Annotated in this window: 21 protein-coding genes and 1 pseudogene; 8 read left to right on the forward strand and 14 right to left on the reverse strand. The window is 60.6% G+C overall.

Features of this window, described 5'->3' with window-relative positions; genetic code table 11:
- Positions 1 to 70: 70 nt before the first annotated feature.
- From ABQM86_RS16075 to ABQM86_RS16110, 8 genes are all read right to left on the reverse strand, one after another.
- Positions 71 to 919 carry a hypothetical protein gene (locus ABQM86_RS16075; protein WP_369744905.1) on the reverse strand — a complete coding sequence of 283 codons (849 nt, stop codon included), beginning with the start codon at positions 917 to 919 and terminating at the stop codon, positions 71 to 73.
- A gap of 473 nt (positions 920 to 1,392) precedes the next feature.
- A complete protein-coding gene (locus ABQM86_RS16080; RefSeq protein WP_369744906.1) occupies positions 1,393 to 2,265 on the reverse strand; it encodes an MBL fold metallo-hydrolase in 873 nt (290 codons plus the stop codon).
- Positions 2,266 to 2,380: 115 nt separating this feature from the next.
- The gene (locus tag ABQM86_RS16085) at positions 2,381 to 4,588 is read right to left on the reverse strand and encodes a S8 family serine peptidase (protein ID WP_369744907.1); all 2,208 of its coding nucleotides are present in this window, start codon (positions 4,586 to 4,588) and stop codon (positions 2,381 to 2,383) included.
- A 165-nt stretch (positions 4,589 to 4,753) separates the two neighbouring features.
- The gene (locus ABQM86_RS16090) at positions 4,754 to 4,966 is read right to left on the reverse strand and encodes a hypothetical protein (RefSeq protein WP_354229711.1); all 213 of its coding nucleotides are present in this window, start codon (positions 4,964 to 4,966) and stop codon (positions 4,754 to 4,756) included.
- On the reverse strand, positions 4,956 to 6,584 hold the full coding sequence (locus tag ABQM86_RS16095; protein WP_369744909.1) for a TROVE domain-containing protein: 1,629 nt from the start codon (positions 6,582 to 6,584) through the stop codon (positions 4,956 to 4,958). Before ABQM86_RS16095 ends, ABQM86_RS16090 begins: the two co-directional genes overlap by 11 nt.
- A 364-nt stretch (positions 6,585 to 6,948) precedes the next feature.
- Positions 6,949 to 7,161, reverse strand: coding sequence for a DUF4177 domain-containing protein (locus ABQM86_RS16100; RefSeq protein WP_011775776.1), 213 nt, complete (start codon positions 7,159 to 7,161; stop codon positions 6,949 to 6,951).
- A 71-nt stretch (positions 7,162 to 7,232) separates the two neighbouring features.
- The gene (locus ABQM86_RS16105) at positions 7,233 to 7,598 is read right to left on the reverse strand and encodes a cupin domain-containing protein (protein WP_280623356.1); all 366 of its coding nucleotides are present in this window, start codon (positions 7,596 to 7,598) and stop codon (positions 7,233 to 7,235) included.
- A 47-nt stretch (positions 7,599 to 7,645) separates the two neighbouring features.
- The gene (locus ABQM86_RS16110) at positions 7,646 to 8,116 is read right to left on the reverse strand and encodes a DUF2000 family protein (protein ID WP_369744910.1); all 471 of its coding nucleotides are present in this window, start codon (positions 8,114 to 8,116) and stop codon (positions 7,646 to 7,648) included.
- 38 nt (positions 8,117 to 8,154) lie between these two features.
- Here ABQM86_RS16110 and ABQM86_RS16115 point away from each other — a divergent pair, with 38 nt between their 5' ends.
- From ABQM86_RS16115 to ABQM86_RS16125, 3 genes and pseudogenes are all read left to right on the forward strand, one after another.
- Positions 8,155 to 8,931 carry an AraC family transcriptional regulator gene (locus ABQM86_RS16115; protein WP_242703364.1) on the forward strand — a complete coding sequence of 259 codons (777 nt, stop codon included), beginning with the start codon at positions 8,155 to 8,157 and terminating at the stop codon, positions 8,929 to 8,931.
- 130 nt (positions 8,932 to 9,061) lie between these two features.
- Positions 9,062 to 9,166, forward strand: a pseudogene (locus ABQM86_RS16120) (MerR family transcriptional regulator); the annotation flags it as partial.
- A gap of 192 nt (positions 9,167 to 9,358) precedes the next feature.
- Positions 9,359 to 9,817 (forward strand): GyrI-like domain-containing protein, encoded by a 459-nt coding sequence (locus tag ABQM86_RS16125; RefSeq protein ID WP_369746683.1) that lies wholly within the window; start codon positions 9,359 to 9,361, stop codon positions 9,815 to 9,817.
- Between the two features lie 35 nt (positions 9,818 to 9,852).
- Here the strand turns inward: ABQM86_RS16125 and ABQM86_RS16130 are convergent, their stop codons facing one another.
- The 6 genes from ABQM86_RS16130 to pdhA form a co-directional block, all read right to left on the reverse strand.
- Complete coding sequence (locus tag ABQM86_RS16130; protein WP_369744912.1) at positions 9,853 to 10,155, reverse strand: winged helix-turn-helix transcriptional regulator; 303 nt, start codon at positions 10,153 to 10,155, stop codon at positions 9,853 to 9,855.
- Positions 10,152 to 10,556 (reverse strand): VOC family protein, encoded by a 405-nt coding sequence (locus ABQM86_RS16135; protein WP_280623359.1) that lies wholly within the window; start codon positions 10,554 to 10,556, stop codon positions 10,152 to 10,154. The genes ABQM86_RS16130 and ABQM86_RS16135 overlap by 4 nt, the downstream gene beginning before the upstream one ends.
- A gap of 113 nt (positions 10,557 to 10,669) precedes the next feature.
- The gene (locus tag ABQM86_RS16140) at positions 10,670 to 11,053 is read right to left on the reverse strand and encodes a DUF4259 domain-containing protein (RefSeq protein ID WP_280623360.1); all 384 of its coding nucleotides are present in this window, start codon (positions 11,051 to 11,053) and stop codon (positions 10,670 to 10,672) included.
- Positions 11,054 to 11,334: 281 nt separating this feature from the next.
- Entirely contained in the window at positions 11,335 to 12,813 is a 1,479-nt protein-coding gene (locus ABQM86_RS16145; protein ID WP_369744913.1) for a dihydrolipoamide acetyltransferase family protein, read from the reverse strand.
- Between the two features lie 2 nt (positions 12,814 to 12,815).
- Entirely contained in the window at positions 12,816 to 13,916 is a 1,101-nt protein-coding gene (locus ABQM86_RS16150) for an alpha-ketoacid dehydrogenase subunit beta (RefSeq protein ID WP_280623362.1), read from the reverse strand.
- Positions 13,913 to 15,106 carry a pyruvate dehydrogenase (acetyl-transferring) E1 component subunit alpha gene (pdhA, locus tag ABQM86_RS16155; protein WP_369744914.1) on the reverse strand — a complete coding sequence of 398 codons (1,194 nt, stop codon included), beginning with the start codon at positions 15,104 to 15,106 and terminating at the stop codon, positions 13,913 to 13,915. Before pdhA ends, ABQM86_RS16150 begins: the two co-directional genes overlap by 4 nt.
- A 171-nt stretch (positions 15,107 to 15,277) precedes the next feature.
- On the opposite strand from pdhA, the gene ABQM86_RS16160 reads away from it, so the two are divergent.
- The 5 genes from ABQM86_RS16160 (at position 15,278) to ABQM86_RS16180 (ending at position 23,104) form a co-directional block, all read left to right on the forward strand.
- Positions 15,278 to 15,742, forward strand: coding sequence for an Lrp/AsnC family transcriptional regulator (locus tag ABQM86_RS16160; RefSeq protein WP_280623364.1), 465 nt, complete (start codon positions 15,278 to 15,280; stop codon positions 15,740 to 15,742).
- Between the two features lie 59 nt (positions 15,743 to 15,801).
- The gene (locus ABQM86_RS16165; protein ID WP_369744915.1) at positions 15,802 to 16,593 is read left to right on the forward strand and encodes a YdcF family protein; all 792 of its coding nucleotides are present in this window, start codon (positions 15,802 to 15,804) and stop codon (positions 16,591 to 16,593) included.
- 55 nt (positions 16,594 to 16,648) lie between these two features.
- A complete protein-coding gene (locus tag ABQM86_RS16170) occupies positions 16,649 to 18,226 on the forward strand; it encodes a hypothetical protein (RefSeq protein ID WP_369744916.1) in 1,578 nt (525 codons plus the stop codon).
- Between the two features lie 596 nt (positions 18,227 to 18,822).
- Positions 18,823 to 19,965: a non-hydrolyzing UDP-N-acetylglucosamine 2-epimerase gene (gene wecB, locus ABQM86_RS16175; protein WP_337339267.1), complete on the forward strand. Its 1,143-nt coding sequence runs from the start codon at positions 18,823 to 18,825 to the stop codon at positions 19,963 to 19,965.
- Positions 19,966 to 20,161: 196 nt separating this feature from the next.
- The gene (locus tag ABQM86_RS16180; protein ID WP_369744917.1) at positions 20,162 to 23,104 is read left to right on the forward strand and encodes a heparinase II/III family protein; all 2,943 of its coding nucleotides are present in this window, start codon (positions 20,162 to 20,164) and stop codon (positions 23,102 to 23,104) included.
- Positions 23,105 to 23,106 lie beyond the last annotated feature (2 nt).

Consider the following 23,106-nt stretch of genomic DNA (forward strand, 5'->3'; position numbering starts at 1 on the left):
CGTAGGCGTCCGTTGACGGATCGCCTGCATTGCCGTCGGCTGCGTCTTGTTGCGCAGTGGGGCTGGGGAACTAGTCAGGAGAGGAGCCGGGATCGAATGAAACCGGCTTTGGATGTTGTTGATCGCTGACCGGCTCCAGGTCAGTGAGGGAATCTGCGGGAATGATCAATGCACCGTGCAGGAATGCCGCTGCGGGGCTCGGGGGCCCGTTCTGGGAGTTACCCGAGCCGGTGCCCGCGAGTCCGGCCGGCACTGATTCGGGGCCGGCAGGGAGGTCTGCGGGTTCCGCAGGCTCCTGGGCTGACCCAACTCCGACGGCTTGTTCTGAGCTTGCAGAACCCAGCACACGGGATATGGACAGCACCGGCGACGCCGTGGTGGCGGTACCCGGAGCATTGGCACGGGTGGCTGGCACGGTTCCTGCCGCTGCAGGTACCTTGACTTCATTTTCGGTCGCAGCCGCCCCCGGCTGTGAACTTACGACGCCGGAACCCGGCAGAGTGCCAACGCCCGGTGCTGCGTCTCCTCCCGGCGCTGCTGGAGGTGAGGTTCCCACGCCTCCAGGCAGAGGTGGCAGAACCGGCGCGGTGACCGATCCGACAGGGGGCAGACCCTTGTCAACGACGTCATCAACCACGTCGACGATCGGCTGAACAATCGGGTTGGTCACGTCGGTGACTGGTTCCAGGGCCACAGGTTTCAGCGCTTCGTTGACGAGAGGAACCATTGTCGTGACCGCACGGTCAACGGTTCCGGTTACCGGCGCGACCACCGTGTCCACAACAGTTGCGGCGGTGTCCGCCGGAACCACAAGGTTGACGACTGGGACGTTCTCCCCAAGTGCGTCGACAGATCCCGAAACTTGCTCCACGATGGGTGTCACCACCGGAACTGGAACGGAGATTGGTTTCGCGGGCACGACCGTTTTGACCGGTGCGGGCAGCGGCACGTTGGGAAAAGGGAGGCTGACTGCAGGGGCTGTCGTCTGTGGAACCGCAGCCTTTGCAATGGAACCGACGGCGTCAGCAGCCGCTGTGGTCGTCGCACCTATCATCCTGGTTGCTTGGTTGGAGGTGCTGCTTACCGACCCGGTCGCCGAGGGCACAGTTGAGGAGACGGTGGACGTTACTTCACCAAGAAGTGAGCGATTATCAGTGGCTCCTGTATCGGCACTGGCGCCTGTTGCGGATAGAGCCATCCAAAGTGCCGTTCCGGCTCCAGCGATCATGACTGAGCGGAGAATGTTGGTAGCACGCGGGAAGACGCGTGTGCCCTTCATCTCGACACCCCCAGGTAGTCGCGAACCGAACGGTCGCCTTCATCCTAGGACTGGAGTTACCCAATAGTCCATGGTTGGGAGTCAACAAGGTGACAAATTCGTAAGGAACCTTGTTACGAAGGGTAGAACCCGGTCTTTTCAGGCCCGAAGTCCGGCGTGGCCAGCGACGCACGACCCTGGGCATTCGTTTCCTGAAGCCTCTTGATGAACCAACGGGACTGCTCAGGGCCGTAGGGAAGGACCGGAATCGCTTTGGTCGCGTCCGAGGGCATGTCACGAATGGACTGTGTGGCCTGCCGGACTGCCGTACCCATGGTGTCTGCCATGGTCTTCACGAACTCGTCACTGGCAGGTTTCCCGTGACCTGGAACCAGGAATTCATAGCGGTGGCGTAAAGCGGAGATGTGCCGCAAGGCATCGGCCCACTCTTCCGGATACGAGTCCTCGAATGACGGATGCGCGCCCTGCTCCACCAAATCGCCAACATACAGCGTGGTGCTGGTGCCCACCAGGAGGTCGCCATCAGTGTGGGCCCTTCCAAGATAGAAGAGCGTGGCAGTGATCCCACCGAGGTCCACCAACACGGGCTGTTCATGGACCAACGCGTTCGGAACAACGATGTCAACGGCGTCACCCTCCCCCGCTGCCATCTCAGGTTCGTTGGTAGCGACGAAGCGCCGCTGGTTGTCGGCGTCTTTCTCGATAGCCGCCGCACAGTTGGCATGCGCCCAAAACTCCGTGACGCCGTCGTCCGCGAAGACGGCGTTGCCGAAGTAGTGGTCGTAGTGGGCATGGGTGTTCACAACCACCAGTGGAAGCTGGGTCTTCTCGCGCACTGCTGCGAGGATCTCACGGCCTTGGCGGGGGCCACAGCCGGTGTCGATGACCATAGCGAGTTCGGAGCCCACTACGAGCCCGGTGTTCAGTAAGGACCCCTCGGTTTCCAGGACGTAGTTGTTGGGACCGAGTTCTAGCCAAGCTGACAATTGATTCTCCGTTTACAGTGCAATCCGGCGATGTTCAGGCCTCTACTCTACCCACGGAAAGCTGGGAGGGCGCGGAACCCGGACTATCGCGGCGCACTGATTTACGTGCAGTGCCTCAGAGGATGGCAGTCATGATGTTCCAGCCGGATCCTACCTGGGTGGCATAGATCCAGCCGCCCGAACCGTTGCCGCCGTAGAGAACCAGGTCGCCGTTGCTGGCGCGACCCAAGAGGTCTACGGTGCCGTCCCCGTTGAAGTCGCCCGGAGATTCGATGGCGGTCATGATGTTCCAGCCTTGACCGATCTGGCCAGCCGGGAGCCAGCCACCGGAACCATTGCCCGGGTAGAGCAGGAGTGCTCCGGAGCCGTTGCGGGCCACGACATCGGCTTTGCCGTCTCCGTTGAAGTCACCCACGCCCTCAATGGCGGTCATGACGTTCCAGCCCTGACCGATCTGACGGGCAGGAAGCCAACCACCGGAACCATTACCCGGGTACAGCCACAGGACACCGGCGGAGTCGCGGGCAATCACATCGGTCTTGTAGTCCCCATTAAAATCACCGGGAGCTTCAATGGCAGTCATCACGTTCCAGCCCGAGCCGATTTGGCGGGCAGCAAGCCAACCACCGGAACCATTACCCGGGTACAGCCACAACCGGCCGCTGGAATCGCGTGCCAGAACGTCGGCATTGCCGTCGCCGTCGAAGTCACCGGGAGCCTCGATGGCCGTCATGCCATTCCAGCCCGAACCGATTTGGCGGGCAGCAAGCCAACCGCGGTAGCCGTTGCCTGCGTACAGCCACAACCGCCCGCTGGAGTCGCGGGCCAGGACGTCGCTGCGGGAGTCGCCGTCGAAATCGGTGATCTTCCTCCTGTTGACCGGGGCCGTCCCGCCGTACGTGGCGAGTGCCTTGTTGGCGTCAATAAGGCCGGCACCACAACCAGCCGGGCACCCGGCCGGAAGAGGCCTCGAGGTTGCTTTCAATTGCTGCTCCACCTGGGCCGGTGTGACGCCGCTGCCCTCGGCCGAGATCAGCAACGCCGCCAGCCCAGCCACCTGAGGTGCCGCCATGGAGGTTCCCTGCATCCAGGCGTAGGCAGATCCGGCGCTGGTGGTTTTTCCGAAGTTGAAGGTAGACAGGATTCCGTTCTTGGCTGCCTGGCTCATGTCGCCGCCAGGGGCTGTGACGTCCACTGCGCTGCCATAGTTTGAGTACTGCGCCCGGGCACCGGAGGCGTTGCTGGCGGCCACCGTGATGACGTTTTCGCAGTTGGCCGGGCTTGCATCGGCAGCAGGCCGGTTGGAGTTTCCTGCCGACACCACAACCGCGGCACCGGCGTTGCGGGCGAAGTTAATGGCGTTTTGGTAGGTAGCCGAGCAGGGCTTGATACCGCCGAGGCTGAGGTTGATCACGCGGGCCGGATTGGGGTTGACCGGCGCACCGGTAACGGTTCCGCCAGCGGCCCAGATGATGGATTCAGCGATGTCAGAGGTGTAGCCGCCGCAGTAGCTCATCGCCCGGACGGGAAGGATCTTGGCATTCGGAGCTACGCCGGTGACGCCTTGCCCGTTGTTGGCAACCGCTGCGATGATCCCGGCCACATGGGTGCCGTGCCACGACGAGTTTTGAGCGGGGCTTCCAACCTCGCACACGCCAGCCGGCTCCCAGTCACCTTGATCGGTGGGGTCCGGATCGCGGCCGTCGCCGTCCCGGGCATCCTCGGCGTAGGAGATCATGTCATAACCGGGCAGGACGTTCGCGTCCAAATCCTCGTGCCGGGTGATCCCGCTGTCCACCACGGCAACAACAACGTTCTCGCCCTTGACGTAGTCCCAGGCTCCCGCCGCATTGATGCCGGCAGGACCCTTCAGGTTCCACTGATCCGGGAAGCCGGGGTCAGTGGCATCCGCGGTGGCGTGCATGATGTCATCCGGCTCTGCGTAGGCAATGGCTGGATCGGTGCGCAGCGTTTTGACGAAAAGCGCGGACTCCGCAGCGGAAAGTGGCTTATCGAGCTTGATGACATGCCCGCCCGCGGCGTTCTGGCGGGAAGCCTCGGCCACAGCACCGAGCGAGCTGGCCGCTTTGCCGGCAACATCGCGCACTGCTTTGTCGGCAGACTGGGCCGTGGCGTCCTTCACCCCCACAATGAACTGATCTGTGGGCGATTCGGGGGCAGGCTTCAGCACCTGCGGCCCAGCGGGAACAATATCCAGGGTGTCTGCTGCGGCCGGCTGGACGGCCAGGCCACCGCCGATCAGAAGAGTAGTGAGTGCCAGACCTGCAGCTCTCAGGGACCGGATTCGGGAGTCATTAACCATCAGGGGCATCCTTGGGACGTCGCGACCAACCCTGAGCGGCTGATTGCGGGCAACTGGAGACCACCAGTTGACCCCCAAGGAATTGTAAGCTGACTCCCGGCTTTAAATGGTACGAATCGCGGTTTGTGACTGTTGCGGCGAAGCGAGGTCCATAAGGCCAAAGCTTCAGACCCGGCCCTTGACGATGGCGGCGATCAGTTCTTTGCTGCAGCCCACGGCAGCAGCCAAGGCACTGTAGGACCAGCGATCCGGGTCTTCCTGGCGGGCGCGGCGAATGAATGCATCCCGCTGCTGCCGATGCCTTTCCGCGAGCGCAAGGGCATCGGCAGCGCGGCGGTGATGCTCGCGGGCCTGTTGAATGCTTGAGTCAGATGACACGGGCCGAAAAGTCGCTCAACAATGTGGGCAGCGATGCGTCGAAGCCGGCAATGTCCAGCATGCCGGGATCGGAAGGATCGGCGATGCTGAAGTCTGTGGACGTCAAGCCGACCACAGCCAGTCGTGCATCCATCCCGGACCAATCCCGGTACCTGCGCAGGGCCTCATGTGGGTGAATGCGTCCTGCCCAGGTCTCGTTGTCGGTGTAGATAACGAAGGTGTCCACCTGGATCTTGTTGGCCATGGCCCACAACATCGGGAGGGCACAGTCGGTACCGCCGAACGGCAGCCCTGAGATCGTGTTGAGAACGTCGTCCAGCCTCTGCCGGGACGAAATTGTCAGCGGTGAGATCCCATCCAGAGGCACATTGCGCTGGAACAGACCCTTTTTCACATTGCTCGAGTTGGACGTAAAGCCGAGTGTTGTGGTCTTCGGTTCCGTTGCAGCTGTCACCAAAGCCATCGCCGCCGAGACTTCCCGGGCTGTAATTGGCAAACCCGAGACGGGCATGGTCATTGAGCCTGATACGTCCAGGGCAAGCAACGTCCGCTTGTTGGCAGGCGTTACGGTAGCAAAGGAAGCGTAGAAGGCAGCGTCAAGGGCATCAACTACCTGTCCCACCGGTTCCCACGATGACTTTCCGCGTGCAGAGGAGCCAGAAGCGTAGGTGCGGGCAGCCACCAGCACATTGACTGGGTGGACCCGGGCGTTACGCAGCCTGGTGCTATCAGTGAGCTGGCGAGAGACGGCGTCGAGCGTTTCGGACATCGGCGTCAGGAGGCCAAGACGTGTCAGCCGGGGCAGCTGCCGCATCAGTGCCGTCTGCGGGATGCCGTTGTCCAGAAGCTTGGTCCATACAGCCGGTTCCCGCAGGGCAGCGTTCGGCAACATCTCCCATGACAACTGCTTGTAGTCTTCCAGGAGGGCAACCCATTCGGCGGGCGTCGAGGCAGCCTGAGCCTTCTCGAACCCCTCAATGATCTGCGGGCCATCAGTGCCCCGGCCGCAGATCCATTCGAAGAGCTGCTTCCGGCCAGCTTCTGTCGTAGAGGGGTGCGCGAGACGTAGAAGGTCCCTATGCGTCCAGCCGCCGCGCTGCCTGTACTTCACAGCCTGGTAGGCAACCTCGTCCACCGGCTTGGCGACGTACCAGTCAGCAACTGCGCGGCGCAGACCCCGTCCCCACCCCCTGAACTGCTCCACATATCCGGCGAAGAGGAACAAGTGGGTTCCGGTACGGGCCACCTTGGACAGAGCCGCCAACGCGAGCTGCCGGCCATCCGGATCACCCAGAGCCGTGGCAGCTGCCAGGCAGAAGAGTGCCGGGTTGTTCCGCGGTGCGCGCCCGGCCGTGGAGATCGAGACAACCTCGTCCACAAGTTCGGCAGTCCTCTCGCGAGCCCATCCGAGAACGACGTCGGCGTTTTCCACCGTCAGGGCGTGCTCGGAACCGTAGTACGTGCCGCCGTCGGTGCCAAGTACCAGAAAGCGACGCAGGCGCTCCGAGGGCGCAACTGTGAAGGCATGACCGCCGGCGCTGTTGGGAACCTGGCGTGAATCAGAGGGCTGCGACTGGGGCGTGGCCCGTAGGTTAATTGCGCTTAGTGCATCGGCCACAGTAATCCTCCCATGAGTGAAAGTGGCGGCGGGCATGTTTATGAGTCCCGGGATGCCCAGCGCTCTACCCATCTGAGCTACCGGAGCGTACTCCGGGCGGGATTCGAACCCGCGACCTTTGGGTCCTATACAGAGGTAACCGAGTCTCTCCGGCCCGCCGCCACTTTCAGTTTCGTGTGAGTGGACGTGTTGAATAACCGTCGGATCTCTTACAGCCCTGACAAATCAAAGCAGCAAGGGCAGGGATCGAACCTGCAAACCAGTTAACCGACAATTTTCCGGCCCACCCACTATGAAGAGTGTAATACATTACACCCCTGCGTGGAAGGGGTTAAAGGGAGTGCGTTAGAACGCACGGAAGGCACTACCCAATGCGCTCAAACACCATCGTCGCCTGGATGCGGTCGCCCCCGCCGATCACGCCCTTGCTCCCGCTGCTGGCAGTGGTGATGGTGTGGAGCCGGTACCCCTTTGCGGCTTGATCGTTGATGGCCTTTTCCAGAGAGGGAAGGTTCCCCGAACCGGCGCCCCACATTTTCTCTTTCAGGATCACTTGAAGAACGACGTACTGCTGCATTGCACCACTTCCTTCTGTTGCCGGACGGTTGCGTGCAAGGCTACTCGACGCCGGCGGGGAACCCATGGGATTCAGCTCAGTTCACGCAGTCCAGCGGTCATGTCACCACCAGCGTCGCCAGTGTTGACGGTACCTTTTGGCTCGAACAGCAGTGCCTGAACCTCGTTTTCAGCCTTGGGGCAGTGCTCGGTTCCTCTGGGGACCACGTAGATGTCATTCGGCCCTAGCTCCACATCGCCGTCGCGGAGTTGAATGGTGAGATTGCCACTGATGACCATGAACAGTTCATCGGTATCAGGGTGGGTGTGCCACACAAACTCGCCCTGGATCTTCACCACTTTCACGTCATAGTCATTGATACTGATCAGCCGGTGCGGCTGCCAATGCTCCGAGATCGAATTAAGGGCGGCATTGATGTTGCGAACGGAATCGGTCATGTTAGTCAGCTCTTTCTTTTGATGTCATCATTCGGGCGTCGGGCGTTTCACGCATGCATTCGTGCGCCCTTGACGATCCGATCAACAACGTTTCGGGGTCCGCGGAGGGCTATTCCCACGAGATCGAGATCCGGGGCAGCGACGGCCGCCACGGCCGCGCGATTGGCCTCATCGTGGCCCGTGGCAAAGAGGTCACGGGTATACACGGCGATGGGAATTTCACGGGAAGTCGCCCGCTCCCGAGCCGCTGCCAGAAGTTTCCGACCGGCAGTAAGAACCAGGACGGGTTGGCGAAGCATAGGAAGGTAGCTGTTGCCGTCCCGGTCCTGGTAGTGCTCCCCCGTCAGACCGGGGGCACTGGTGGCAATGGCACTCATCAGGAAGGCTGTCACGTTGAGCTCTTGCCACGGCAAAAGATCGCCGCGAAGGACCACCACCACTTTTGTCTCGAAGCGGCCGGTTGCGGGGTAAGTGGAATCAGTAACTGTTGAGGAGTTTTCCTGCATGTTTCCCAGCATGGCCGCCAACAGAAGTGGTCGTCTTGTACATTTCTTGCATGGGGAACTCGGTGCAGGCATGGCATCCCGCTGTGCCATATGTGCGCGAGGTGCTGCATGCAACGTTCGAGGATCACAGCTACCCATCCCACACCCATGAGGACTGGACTGTGCTTCTGATCGACAAAGGCGCAGTGACTTACGACCTTGGTCGCACTGAGCATCAGGCAGTTCCCGCCTCAATCACCTTGCTGCCCCCGCACGTCCCGCACGACGGTCGCTCCGCCGTCGGAGGTGAATCGTTCCGTAAACGAGTCCTTTACCTGAGCGAAGACTGGCTGCCTGCCAAGGCAACGGAGGCGGCAGTGGCGCAACCATTACTACTGGATCCGCAGACGGTGGCAACCGTGACCGGCATCCATACGGCGCTTACCTTGCCGGCGGATGCGATGGAGGCCGAATGCGGCGTTCTGGCTCTCCGCGAATCCGTGCGTTCACACTTGGGAACGCCTTCATCGCCGGCACGGGACGCTCCCTTGGCCCGCCAGCTGCGCGAGATGCTGGATGACCGTCTGTTTGAGTCCTTCACCATCGCCGAAGCAGCCAAAATACTGGGGGCCCACCCGAGCCACCTGGTGCGGGCCTTCTCCAAGGCTTATGGCATCGCCCCCTACCGCTATGTCACGGGGCGCCGCGTGGACCGCGCCCGACGCCTGCTTCTCGACGGCCGCCCGGCGTCAGAAGCGGCGGTAGAGGCGGGTTTTCATGATCAGTCTCATCTGACCCGGCATTTCCGGCGTGTTCTGGGAACAACGCCAGGCGCATTCACCGTCTGATTGTCACCGACCAGGAGCGCGGAAGGGATCGGCGTCGGGCGATACTTGACTCTGACACTGTGGAAGGCGAGAGAACTGAGTCATGTTATCCATCGGAGCTTTCGCGCAGATCGGTCAGGTGACCCATCGGATGCTGCGGCATTGGGACACCGCGGGTTTGCTCGTACCAGCCCACGTTGACGAGTTCAGCGGTTACCGATCCTATGACCCCTCCCAGCTTGAGCGCCTGCATCGAATCGTTGCACTGCGCCAGCTCGGCTTCGGCCTTAACGACATCTCGTCGATTCTTGACCAGGGCGCCGAGGCCGATCGCATCGCAGCTCTGTTGCGAATTCGCCGCGCAGAGGTCGAGCAGGAACACCGGATCGCTGCTGGCCGCCTCGTCGACGTGCAACGGCGGCTTCATCTCATCGAGAAAGAGAACCACATGTCCCAGATCGAGATTATCGAGAAGTCTCTGCCCGCTGTCCGCCTCGCAGTCCGCCGCGCGGTCGTAGCAGACCAACCTGAGGTCGCAAGTGTCGTGGGTCCCTCCTTTGACGCCGTTGCCCAGGTCATCGGCGATGAGCGTGGAACTCTAGAGACGCCAGTCGCGCTGTACGAGACGATTGAAGACGGCCTGCAAATCATCGCCGGTTACGCCTACACGGGACCCGCCCGCGACGGCATCGAGATCATTGAGCTACCCGGTGTTGAAAATGCCGTCTGCGGCGTCCATCTAGGCTCCATGGAACACATTGCAGAAAGCTGGCAGGCGCTCCACGCTGAGATCTTCGCTCGAGGGCTGGTTCATTCAGGGCCGTGCCGGGAACTTTACGTCCGAGCAGTTACAGAGGACCAGTCCGACTGGGTGACCGAGCTGCAGCAGCCTGTTCGTCGCCGCTGAAACGTTCCCGGGTTCGTACGACGGCGCCTGAAGAATTAGGTTTCCGGGGCGCTCCCAGGCCATTGCCCGCCGCCCCAGCGTTCAAGCGCGACGATCGCCTCGCGCAAGGCGAGCCCTTTATCGGTCAGCGCGTAGGCCCGGGTGTTGTGCCGGAGTGGCAGGCGGGAAAGTACGCCGGCGGCCTCAAGCTCGCGCAGGCGCGTCGCAAGCATATTGGTCGGCACTCCCAGCTCGCGCTGCAGATCGCCGTAACGCTGTGGTCCGTCGAGCAGCCGCTCCACGATAAGCAGTGCCCACCGTGCTCCGACGACGTCGAGGGCCGCGGCGAGGTTGCTCACGCTGTCGGATCGGCGTCCGGCTTCATCCAAAACGGGGAATAGTGGTAGCCGTCGGGGTCATCGAACTGGCGCTGGTACATGAAGGGGTAGTCATCGGTGTCACCGATCCGTCCGCCGGCGGCTCCTGCGCGCTCAATGAGTTCGTCCACCGCTTCACGACTGCCGAGGTCGAATGAGACCGTAACTTTCGAGGGGGTGTCGGGTCCCCCGACCAGTTCCTCGGCCCCGCCGACGCTCGCGTACATCTCGCGACTGCCGAGCATGACGTACTGCTCAGGCGCGATCGCAAAGCATGACACGTTGTGATCGGACATCTCAGTGTTGAGGGTCCAGCCAAGGGCGCTATAGAAAGCTGTCGCTCGCTCGACGTTCTCAACCGGGCAGGTGATAAAAAGGCTCATGGGGCAAATACTTGCAAAATGCAAGTGCGGCGTCAAGACCCGGGTAAAGCGAACCTGACACGGCAGGTGCACTCCCTACCGAACCCGCCGGTGAACCGCGAACCGGACAGCCATCAATGCAGCAGGGTTTGGATCTTCTTCAGATTTGCAAGCCATGCCACATAGTCCTCGTCGTCTTCACCGAGTTCCGCCCACACATCGTGCCCATCAGCCTCGGGGTCCTCGATGATGTCCTGGATGGCATTCGCAGCGCTCAGCTTCAGAGCCGGGGGCGGAGTAGGCCTGCCAGCAGCCCACTCGGCCACATGAGGATGAACCTCTATGTCGCTGTTGCCACTCAGGAGGGCCAATACAGCACCGGCGGCAACGATGCTCTCCGTGGAACCAACCGCAAGTGTTTCCTGAATGAAGGGAAAGACCTCCGGCGCTTCCTTCAGATCACCAAACCAATCGAGGGCATCGTCATTGCCGAAACTTCCCGTTGACCAAGCACCCATTCCGAACTCCTCTCGTTGTGTATTCATCATGTCTGAAACGTCCGCCGAAGGAGGTTTTTGGTTGAGCTTCATTCCACGCCACTGCTTCTGCAAGAAGAATTGGGCTCGCCGGGCCCTAGGCATAGGTTCAGCGTCCACCCACCCAGCGGGCAACCCGGAATGGGAGGCCCGCCTGTGGTCGGATACCGAGGAACTGCCCGGCAGGTGAGAGAGCATCCCGCCCAAACCCGATGGATCTGATAGAGCGACTCGCTCAAGCCCGAGGGATGTGCGTCGACTACTTACATGTCCGCGAGCGCTCCACCCGGGTTCTCGATGGCGTCAGCAACGTACCGGAGGAAGCCGGCCGCGGTTTCGCCGTCGCATACGCGGTGGTCGAAAACCAAGGTCAGTTCGGTGACCTTCCGGACGGCCAAGTCACCGTTGACTACCCAGGGCTTGTCGATGATGCGACCCACACCCAGCATGGCAACCTCGGGGTAGTTGATGATCGCAGCCGAGCCATCCACGCCGAACACGCCGTAGTTGTTCAGTGTGAAAGTGCCGGAGCCCAGTTCGGTTGGGGTCGCCTTCCCGTCGCGTGCGACGGCGGTGAGTCGACGGATCTCTGCGTCCAGTTCACGGGCACTCAACTCGTGAGCGTTCCGCACGGAAGGAACTACAAGGCCCCGGTCCGTCTGCGCGGCGAAGCCGAGGTTGATGCCTTCGAAGCCAACGATCTCCTGTGAGCCGTCCGAAGCAGTTTCAAAGCGCGTGTTCAGGACCGGGTACTTTTTTAACCCAGCCGTGACAAAACGGGCTATAAAAGCCAGTAGGCCCGGAGTGTCGTGCGGTGCGCGCTTTTTGAGCTCGGCCCGCATCTCCAGCAACGCGGTGGCGTCCACGTCCACCCACACGGTCGCTTCCGGAATCTCCGAGCGGCTGCGGGTCATGTTCGCGGCAACCGCCTTGCGGACACCACGAACCGGCGTCCGCGCCGAGACGGCCAAACCCGTGCGGCTGTCAACGGCTCCCGCATCAGCAGGAGCGGCAACGGGAGCGGCCACCGGAGCGGGAGCAGAAGGAGCATCAACGGAAGGCGCCGTAATAGCAGCCTCCACATCCCTGCGCATAATCAGCCCGCTGGCACCTGAACCTTCGATTGCGTCGAGGGAGACACCATGGTCGCGCGCCATTTTGCGGACGAGCGGAGAGATGACAGCACTGAGCTTGCCAGGGATGCGCGTCCCCGCCACAGCCGGCTCCATCACAGGCGCAGCAACAGGCTCAGCCACCGAAACAGAAGAAGTGACGCCGACACTCGCCTTCCGCGGGCGGGTCCGGCCACCGGTAGCTCCCCCGGGCGTACCATACCCAATCAGCACGTTGCCCGAGCCGGCCTTCTCCTCGGTCCGGTACGTCTCGGCAGCAGCTTCCACAGCGGGCGAAACATCAAGGCCCGAGGACACCGGGGAAGGATCCACGGAACCGGTCGGAACAGGAGCCGCGGCAGCGGGCGCAGCCCCCACGGAACCAACGCGGGCGATCGAGATCAGCGGCTTGCCGACGTCGAGCGTTTGACCGGCCTCACCGTGCAGCTCGGCAACCGTGCCGGCGTAAGGCGAGGGCACCTCAACCATGGACTTGGCGGTCTCAACCTCGGCGATGGGCTGGTCAACCACAATCTCGTCGCCCACGGCAACGAGCCAGTTCACCAGTTCGGCCTCGGTGAGGCCCTCCCCAAGGTCGGGCAGTTTGAAGACCTGCATATCTGAGCTCATGGTCAGTCCTCCCATTGAAGGTCGTCGACTGCGTCGAGGATGCGGTCGACGCTTGGCAGGTAGTAGTGCTCCAGCTTGGGAGACGGGAACGGGACGTCGAAGCCGGTCACTCGCAGGATCGGGGCGGCGAGGTAGTGGAACGCTCGCTCCTGGACGCGGGCCACGATCTCAGAGGACACGGACGCGAATCCATGGGCTTCGGCGATCACGACGGCGCGTCCCGTCTTGCGTACAGACGCGCAGACGGTCTCGTCGTCGAAAGGGACGAGGGTACGGACGTCGATGACCTCAAGGGAACGGCCTTCCTCAGCAGCGGCCGCGGCTGCGGCGAGCGCAGTGGGAACCGACGGACCGTACGCGATGAGCGTTGCATCCGTACCGGGACGAGCGACAGCCGCGCGGCCCTCGGTGGAGGTGCCGGCGTCGTGCTCTGCCCGCAAGGCGCCCAAGTCCACCTGGTCCTTGGACCAGTAGAGCTTCTTGGGCTCCATGAACATCACGGGGTCATCGGAGTCGATGGCTTCGCGGAGCATGCGGTAGCCATCGGCCACTGTGGCGGGCGTGTAGACCTTCAGGCCTGCGGTGTGGGCGTAGTAGGACTCGGAGGAGTCGCAGTGGTGCTCCACTCCCCCGATGCCGCCGGCGTACGGAACGCGGATGACCATGGGCATTTTGAGCTTGCCCTTGGTGCGGTTGTGCATTTTGGCGACGTGGCTGACGATCTGCTCGAAGGCCGGGTAGGCGAAGGCGTCGAACTGCATTTCAATGACGGGCCGCATGCCGTTGATGGCCATGCCCACCGCCATACCGACGATGCCTGACTCAGCCAACGGGGTGTCGAAGCAGCGTTGTTCGCCGAATTCGGCCATGAGGCCGTCAGTGATGCGGAAGACGCCGCCCAGCATTCCGACGTCTTCGCCGAATACCAGGACCGAGGGGTCGGCGCGCATGGCGTCGGCCATCGCGGTGTTCAGTGCCTTGGCCATGGTGAGGCTCTGCGGGCCGGTGGCTTCTGCAGTGGCCGCGGCGGAAGCGGCGGCGCTGGCGGTGGCGGCGCTGACGTTAGCGGTGGTGGTGCCTGTGGCAGCAGTGGTGACGGTCATTTTGCGCTCTCCTCTCGTGCGAGTTCGCTGGCGAGCAGTTCGGACTGTTCTTTCAGCTGCGGCGTTTGCTTGTCGAAGACGTACTTGAATAGGTCCAGCGGCTGGACCGGGACGTCCTCACCAAGGCCTTCGCGGAGCAGGGTTGCGACGGCTTCGGCATGCACGGCGATCCTGTTGCTGGCCTCGTCGTCGAGGAGGCCCTTGTCAGTGAGGTAGGACTTCATTCGGGCCAGCGGGTCCTTGGCCTGCCATTCGGCGACCTCGCTGTCCGGGCGATAACGCGTGGCGTCGTCGGCGTTGGTGTGGGCCTGCATGCGGTACGTGTGGGCCTCAATCAACAGCGGGCCGGATCCCTCGCGGGCCAGCTTCACTGCGCGGTCCATGACTGCGAGCAGCGCGACGAGGTCGTTGCCGTCAACGCGCTCACCGGCCATGCCATAGCCCACAGCTTTGTGAGCCAGGGACGGCGCCACGGACTGGTGGCTGAGCGGTACGGAGATGGCGTACTTGTTGTTCTGCACGAAGAAGATGACGGGCAGGTGGAAGACGGCGGCGAAGTTCAGGGCCTCGTGGAAGTCGCCTTCGCTGGTAGCTCCGTCGCCGCACATGGCCATGACTACCGTGTCTTCACCGCGGAGCTTGGCAGCATGCGCGACGCCGACGGCGTGCAGCAGCTGTGTGGTCAGCGGCGTGCACTGAATGCCCACGTTGTGCTCTTTGGGGTCGTACCCGCCGTGCCAATCGCCGCGGAAGATGGTCATCACCTCAACGGGGTCCACCCCGCGGGTCATGACGGCGACGGCGTCACGGTAAGTGGGGAACAGCCAGTCGCCGTCGCTGAGGCACATGGCAGCTGCAACCTGGCAGGCCTCCTGGCCGTGGCTTGAGGGGTAGACGGCCATGCGGCCCTGACGGACCAGCGCCGAGTTCTGGTCGTTGACGCGACGTCCGACGACGAGTTGCTCGTAAGCGGCCATCAGTTCCGCATCGCTGGGGGTGGGGTACTCGTGGCCGGGCTCGGTGCCTTGCTCGTCATGGGAGCGGAGGGTGCCGTCCGGGTTCACCATTTGGATCTGGTGCCGGGCGGGGAGCATGTAGTCCTCAACGCTGATGCCGAATTTTGTTCGAACGTCAGCGGCGTGGTCCTCTACAGCCGTTTCCGGCGCAGAGTGGTCTGCGTGGATCGTCATTGGTCCGTCCTTCTCTAGCCACTATGTGCTTCCAGTATGTTCCCGAGCCTTGTTTCGTATCCAGCTTTCCGCTGAATCATGGAAGCCCTTTCCTGGAATGGGTATTCTGAAAGACGAATTGCAATTGTGAGCTGGGTAACGTACCCGTGCTGTAGACGAATTGGAGAGCCAGTGAGCGAGGCCGAGGCGGAGCAGACCGCCGTACCACTGGACAGTGTGGACCGGGACATCATCCGGGAGCTGACCACCGACGGGCGCATGTCCGTCACCCAAGTGGCCGAGAACGTGCACATCAGCCGCGCCCACGCCTATACAAGGATCGCCCGCCTCACGGGCGAAGGTGTGTTGACCAAGTTCACGGCCCTGGTGGATCCCATCAAAGCCGGCCTTCGGTCATCGGCCTACGTGACGTTGAAAGTTCAGCAGCACTCGTGGCGCGAACTCAAGGAACAGCTGCGCGCGATCCCGGAGATCCACCACATCGCCCTGGTAGGCGGGGACTTTGACGTCATTCTTTTGGTCCGGGCAACGGACAACATCCACCTTCGGCGTGTGATCTTCGACCAGTTACAGTCCATGGACGGAGTGCAGGATACCCAGACTTTCCTTGTTTTCGAGGATGTTGATACGCGGTAGTCGGATTGGGTGGCCTTTTTCTGGGAGAACCACACATTTCCGAACCTTAGACTGTCCCCGTGCCCCTCAAAATTGCCCCCGCCACACGCGCCATTGGCGTCTTCGTGGGGGCATGTCTGCTGGCAGCGGTTCTTTGGTTGATCGCCGCGTTTCAGTTCTTCTACGACCCTCCGCAGGCAACCCCTCACCGTACTGATGCGATCGTTGTTCTGGGCGGCATGAGCAAGGAACGGTTGCCTGTGGCTCAGAAATTGCAGAAGAAACTGGATATACCTGTCCTCGTGGTCTCGACGACTGGCCTGGCGGGCAACGTGGAGGGCGATGCGCTGTGCGACGAGGATCAAGACGATCCTGACCTGGTGTGCTTCCGCCCCTCACCGCTGAATACGAGGGGCGAGGCCGAAGCTCTTCGCGACTTGATTGCAGACCATGGTTGGAAGTCCGTGACGGTGGTGACGTCGGAGTATCACGTGATGCGCGCCGGCACCCTCATTGAGCAATGTACTTCCGCAGAGGTGCAGATGGTTGGTTCCCAGCCTGACCTCTCAGCGGGAGCTTGGCTGGACCGGTTTGTGGTGGAAAGCGGCGGCTTGATGGATACGTGGATGCGACCGGAGTGCTCGAGTAGTTGGAGCCGGCTCCACGGACTTGGCCGGTATGACAAAACTAGTAACGCCATATCGATCGCCGTCGGCTTCGAAGTCAAAGCACTTCATAGGTTTTGCAAACTTTTTGGCTACATGAAGGTTCCGGTCAAGCTATTGAGTTTTCGGGATCCAGCGCGCCATCCTTTTGCCATAGGTCCAAGGTCTCACCCTACGAGCCCAAGGATCCTCCGTGGCCACTTTTAGAGCAGAGCCGACACCTTTTCCTCCCCGCAGGTCCCGTCACCTTATAGCCGGCCTTATGGCAGCGGTCGTTCTGGTGCTCGGTATCCTTCACGGGTCCCCGGCACAAGCTGCAACTTCTCCTGTTTATCCCATCAGCGGTTACTTCATCTATGGCAGCACCAGTGACGCAAACAATTTGAAGAAACTGACAGACATTAAATCAGTGGGTGGTGACACCGTCATCACCTTCGGTTCGCTGCTCAAGCCTGCAACGCTGTCAACCATCCCGGCTGGGTGCACAATATCAGGCGTCAACTGTGCGAAGGCCGCTGCCTCCGGGGTCAGCGTGAATCGCTACTTCACCTATTCGGACAACAGCTCATGGGGATCGCCGGCCGTGCTGTGCGGGCGTGACAAAACAGTCACCAATGGCACCACGAAATACACCATCCTGTTGCTACCCGTTCAAGGAAGCGGTTGCACTTCATCCACCAATACCTATGACGTAGTTGTGATAACGGGTGGCCAGTCTTCAATTTCCATTTCGCTGGGGAATACGGCCACCAGCTTGGGTATGAAGTACTACGCTGGACTGCCTTCGCCGGTCAAGAGAACCGACATAACGTACTTGCCCGATCTCTCCTACCAAGCCACGTTTTCACTTTTCACTGCGCGATTCCTGCTCTATCAAGAGAAAGTAAACGACGTTCCAGGCTTGGCAGGTTTCTACCACCACACGGAGATGCCGCTCAGCAATGGGGCGGTCTGGGATGCGGTCCTGACGGTTTACGAAATCCAGAACTCGAGGATCGCCCAGTACCAGCCAACTCGCTCAGCAATTGTCAGCCCCTATATCGACTCGCGTAGCGCCTTCTCCGGCAGAGTCACAGTTGATCAGGCACGGCAAGCAGTTGAAAACATTGCCAACACCGCCAATGGCGTTGATCTGGCGATCGCGGTCCAAGATGGCATGGGCACCGGCAAGGGTGCTTCATTCTTCGGAAGCGAATCCGGAAACAGCGTGGATCAGTATGCGGCCGCGATAGTGGGCAGCGGAACATGGGGCGGTAAGTACTTGGCACCAACTCGTGATTACTTCGTAGCTCTGGCTGAAGGGGTTGAAGGTACCGGGGCGGAGCTTTGGGCGAACTTGGAAGGTATGGCGCCAGCTACATCGCAGAATCCTTGCAACAACAGCCTGCGCGGTCAGACAACAAAGTCCAGAATTAACAAACAACTCCAGCAGCTGGGCAACACCCCGGGAAAGGTGATTTCCTTCATGTGGGATCCGTACTTCACATGTAGTGGGACGTACGCCCCGATGCTGGACCGGCTCAAAACCAGCAGCACCACTCCGGTGATCACCGACTCCATTTTTTACGGAAACGGCGACGTCCTGGTCACCGGTCACAACTTGAGTGGTGGGACGGTACAGGTCAAATGGACCGATGCTTACGGGAGGGTGTTCGACAAGACCGTAACAGCAACCAACTACAACTCGTCATACGGGAAGCAACTCGGCATCAACCCACTTCTTGAGTCGGTAACGGCAAGGCTCGGCAGTACTTCCCTGGGTTCGGGTAAGAACTACTTCATCAATGTGACCAACGGAGCGGGAGCGAAGAACGACGCCCTCTATTCCGATCGCGGTTGAGCAACTCACGATGGCGGTCGCCCGCTCCGGCGAGGCGACCGCCATCGTCATGTCGCGTTACTAGTCCTTCCCTTGGACGGTGCTCCCCAAGCGGTCGGATATGTCACTCGAGTCCCCAAATGCAAGAATTGACTGTAACCCCGTCTCGTTTCAACGCATCTGAGGAGTGATGAAGTGACGAAACCTGTTTCCCGAACAGCTGCCCTTTCGCCATCACCGCGCCACATGCGGCGACGCCGTTTCAGGGGTGACGTTCCATCGACGCTCCTGCCTGGCCATCAGCCCGCTAAGCCGACGGCAGCGCGCCCCCGGCCCGCGGCTGTCAACCGACCGACATCTTCGCCGAAGCCAGCGGTCGAGGCGTTTCAAGAAAAGACCACTGAGCATCCCTCGGCTTCTTCCGGGGACAACAGTCTTCGGCGCAAGCGCTTGATTGCCCTCGCGGTTGTGACGCTCGTCTCCTTGAGCATTCCGATTCTGGCCCTGACCTTGATGTTTGGCCGCTAAGCAATATATTGCGTCGTACGTAATTAAAGACCTCGAGGGACGGTGCGATAGCATCGGCTGGTCAGCCACTGCCTTTCTCGGGGGAATCCATGCCCATCGTCATGCCAATTTTCGGGACACGTCCGGAAGCCATCAAAATGGCTCCGATCGTCACCGCCTTTCAAGAGTCTGCAGACTTCGAGTGCGTAGTGACCGTCACCGGTCAGCACCGTGAGATGCTGGACCAAGTCAACGAGTTGTTTGAAATTGTCCCGGACCACGATCTGAACATCCTGCAGCAACGGCAGTCGTTGTCCGCCATCATGACCCGCACGATTGATGGCTTGGACAAGCTGTTCGCAGCCAATAAGCCCGACGCAGTCATTGTCCAGGGTGACACGACGACGTCCACGGCCGGCGCCATCGCTGCCTTCTACCACGGGATTCCTGTGGTGCACGTAGAGGCCGGACTCCGAAGTGGCGACCTTTTCTCGCCCTTCCCGGAAGAAGCAAACCGCAAAATTACAAGCCAGATCTCCAGTCTCCACTTGGCCCCGACGAGTGTCAGCCGCGCCAATCTACTGGCCGAAGGGATCTCCGAAGACGATATCGTCGTCACTGGCAATTCAGTCATTGATGCACTCTTAACCACTGTGGATAAGCACATCCCATTCTCCGATCCGCAACTGGAAGAGCTCGCTGCCAGCGGCCGTCGGATCCTTCTGGTAACCACGCACCGCCGTGAGAACCAGGGCGACGCCATGCGCGGTGTTGGACGCGCTTTGGCCCGCATTGCCGAGGCAGAGCCGGAACTCGTGATTGTGCTGCCCGCCCATAAGAACCCTGTCGTTCGCGAAGCGGTCCTGCCCGCTCTGGAAGGCAAAGAGAACGTCATCGTCACTGAGCCCCTGGCCTACGGCGAATTCACCCGTATGCTCTCGCTGGCTCACATTGTTCTTACAGATTCCGGTGGAGTGCAGGAAGAGGCACCCAGTCTCGGCAAACCGGTACTGGTCATGCGCGATAACACAGAGCGGCCGGAAGCGGTTGACGCAGGAACAGTGACGCTTATCGGCACAGACGAAGAGAAGATCGTCAAGGAAGTCGACCGACTCCTGAACCAGCAGGACGCATTCGATGCAATGGCAAACGCCGTGAACCCCTACGGTGACGGCAAGGCTGCCGAGCGGACGGTTGCAGCTGTGGCCCAGCTCCTCGGGATCGGCTCACGCATTCCCGAATTCGTCAGCTGATTTTGTAGCTGCCCTGGCTGGACTGTCCAGCCAGGGCAGCTGCCTATCCGTTGAGGGTAGGAACTCTTGCCTCCTGCGGCCATTTCGCACTGTCCCGTTCTTCACGTGACAAGCGCTCATGGCGGCGCTCACCTAAGATAATGCTCGAATGTTGCCGTTCAGGGGCAGATGGCCCGAATACGGCGTTAGGAATCGCATGACCACCCACACAGTAGATCTCGACGTCGTTCATCGCCAGACGTTCGGAGAGATGTTCAGGAAGAGGTCAACGGACCGCGCACTCGCTGACGAAATCATCGGCGGTAAACTCAGCGTGCGTCCGCACCCCGCGTGGAGTTTCCAAGGCATCATCGACTGGAAGGCAGATCCGTTTGGGCAACGGAACTGGCGGGCGCAACTTCACATGCTTCGCTGGCTGGAACCGGTCCGCCGGGTAGCCATTGACGGAGACCAGGAAGCACGGGAATTTTGGCTCCAAACGTGCAAATCATGGATTGAAGCCAACCCTCAGTCCGACCCGAAGGAGAAGGACCAGCAGGGCAATTTCGTCAGCTATGCATGGGCCGACATGGTGGAAGCCCTGCGTGCCATGGTCCTCACTTTTGGTCTCCCGCTGGTTCAGGAAGAAGATCAATGGCTGGTCGAGTCCATTCATGCACACGGGTTGTGGCTTGCAGACTCCAAACATCTCGGTCATTCAAATCATGCCCTGCACCAGCATCAGGCTCTATTCGTCATCGGCTCAGCCTTGGGCAAAGAGGAATGGACCGATCTGGCAATTCAACGCCTTACCAGCTTGTTCGAGGAAAACTATGACGAACAAGGGGTAAACGTCGAAGGGGCCATCGGCTACCACAAAAACAACCTTGTGTGGTGGGAAGAGGCATTCAAACGTCTGGATGTGGAAGGCGTGCCCCGTCCCGCTTCAGCCGATAGGCTGAATCTCGCCTACCTGGAGCTAGCCCATGCCACTAAACCCGACGGCACCTTCGAACTGATTGGTGATACTGAAGCCACTACTCCGGGAGCGTTGTCGTCCCCCGAATTGGATTACGTGAAGTCGGAAGGTTCTACGGGACAACCGCCCGCCGAGCTCACAAAGATTTATCAGAAGGGGTATGTCTTCGGGCGCAGCGGCTGGGGCGATCACGAACGTGATTTCAAGAAGGAAACCTTCTATTCCCTGTCCTTCGGCAAGGCCAACCGCGTACATGGTCACCAGGATGGCGCTTCGCTGACCCTTCATTCAAACGGCCATCCATGGTTGGTTGACGCCGGTAAGTACGCGTACAAAAAAGACGCCATGCGCGACTACTGCTTGTCCCGGCTTGGACACAACGTCGTACAAGTCGAGGACAGGGTATACAACCCCAAGTCCGAAGTGGCCCTTATCCGGTCATTCACCAGCGATGAAGTTGACGATTTCACCTTCGCGGATTCCGGGTACAAGGGCGTCGAACTGAAGAGGCGTGTTGTCTACTGCCGTGGTGGCGAGTTCTTACTCGTCGTAGACAACGTATTCAGTGCCGACGAGGTCTCCGCCAGACAGCGGTGGCATCTTGACACGGACACCGCGGTAGAGGACATCCCGGGCGGCCTGCGACTGGATCGCGATGGTGCGTCCTCCTTCCTCCTTTGGAAGGGCAACGCGCCTGCCATCTCAATTGCGAAGGGTTCAGAAGAACCCTTCGACGGCTGGATGTCCAGGAAATGGATGGAGAAATTGCCGACCCAGGTTGTCTCCGCGACACAGAGCGGACGGCGCTTCCGGTTCATCACCATCATTGCCGCGCCACAATCGGGCAACTTCTCTGTCAAGAAAATGGATGCCACCGGCGGACGAATAGCGTTGAGTGCGCTCTCCGGGCGTTACCAGTTCAACCTGACCGTGGAAGAGGATCGCGTTTCGGTCACCCTCGGCGAGGAAGGAACAATTTCCTCCGAATTGGACGACGTGAGGTCAGCCTGGCTTAAGACCATGGACCTTTGCCGCGCCGCAGGTGTCTTGTGGTCGGCGCCCAAACCAGATGACGGCCTGTTCACAACGAGGTACTGGGGCAGTTTGAAGGCATGGGTCGCCCAACAGGACAACACCCGAAGTGCGCGGCTGGAAGCTTTGAGCATTCTTCTCAACCTTCTTCTCGACGCCAACGATGACTCGAGCGACGATCAAGGCCTGCGTACGGGCATCGTGGATCTCCTGGGGAACGACCTCACTGAGGAAATCGAGCTAACCAGCAACGCTCTGGGCGTGATGCGGGAACCGCTGATTGCCTGGGCCGGCGTTGATCTTCGTTCGAAGACTTATGGCCGAAAGATCCAGACCATCAGCTCTCCGAGTGAGATCGGTTTCGAGGAAGGCGAGAAGTCCAAGATTCACTCCGCCAACTTGGGAGGCTTGGTTCTGCCTTTCGCGGTAGGACATGGGCCCTCTGATCTCTTATCCGTCAGGTTCCACGGCGCGATCAATAGAACCAAGACGACGTTGCCTTTCTTCCAGGGACTGACTTCCGAGCTCATGGAAGGGGGAAACCATGCCGTCTTCCAGGATCCATCACTGGACCTCAATAAGAACATGACCCTCTCTTGGTACCTCGGAGACGGCAGCATCAATGTCCATCGGTTCATGGCCGAGTGCATCCGCAAGCTTCAGCTCGAAACGAATGCTACGCGTATTCTTCTGTCGGGCAGCTCGGGCGGCGGATTCACTGCCCTTCAAGTTGCCTCCTACCTCCCCGACTCCGTGGCACTGGTCTTCAACCCCCAAACCGATGTAAAGGAATACTTCCGGACAAGCGCAGATGTGGCTCTATCCACCTGTTTGAAGTCTGATGTCGATGTGGAAGAAGCACGCGCCTTCAGGCTTTCCACGTCCGTGGTCGAAACGTATGCGATGCTGGAAGACCTCCCCCGTATCCTCTACGTCCAGAACACAGGCGATACCCACCACGTCACAAAACACCGTAACCCGTTCCGTTCAATGCTGGAGTCCGAACACAGCAACCACAAAGATCGGATCGAATTCGTTGATGTTGATTGGGGCCCTGGGCACGTGGCCGCTAAAGCCGAGCTTTATGCCCATTACCGCTCCGCCGCTTTGCAGCACTTTCCGACAAGTGCCAGTTCATTAATCAACTGATG

It is taken from the genome of Paenarthrobacter sp. AMU7 (genome assembly GCF_041200195.1).
Classification (GTDB): domain Bacteria; phylum Actinomycetota; class Actinomycetes; order Actinomycetales; family Micrococcaceae; genus Arthrobacter.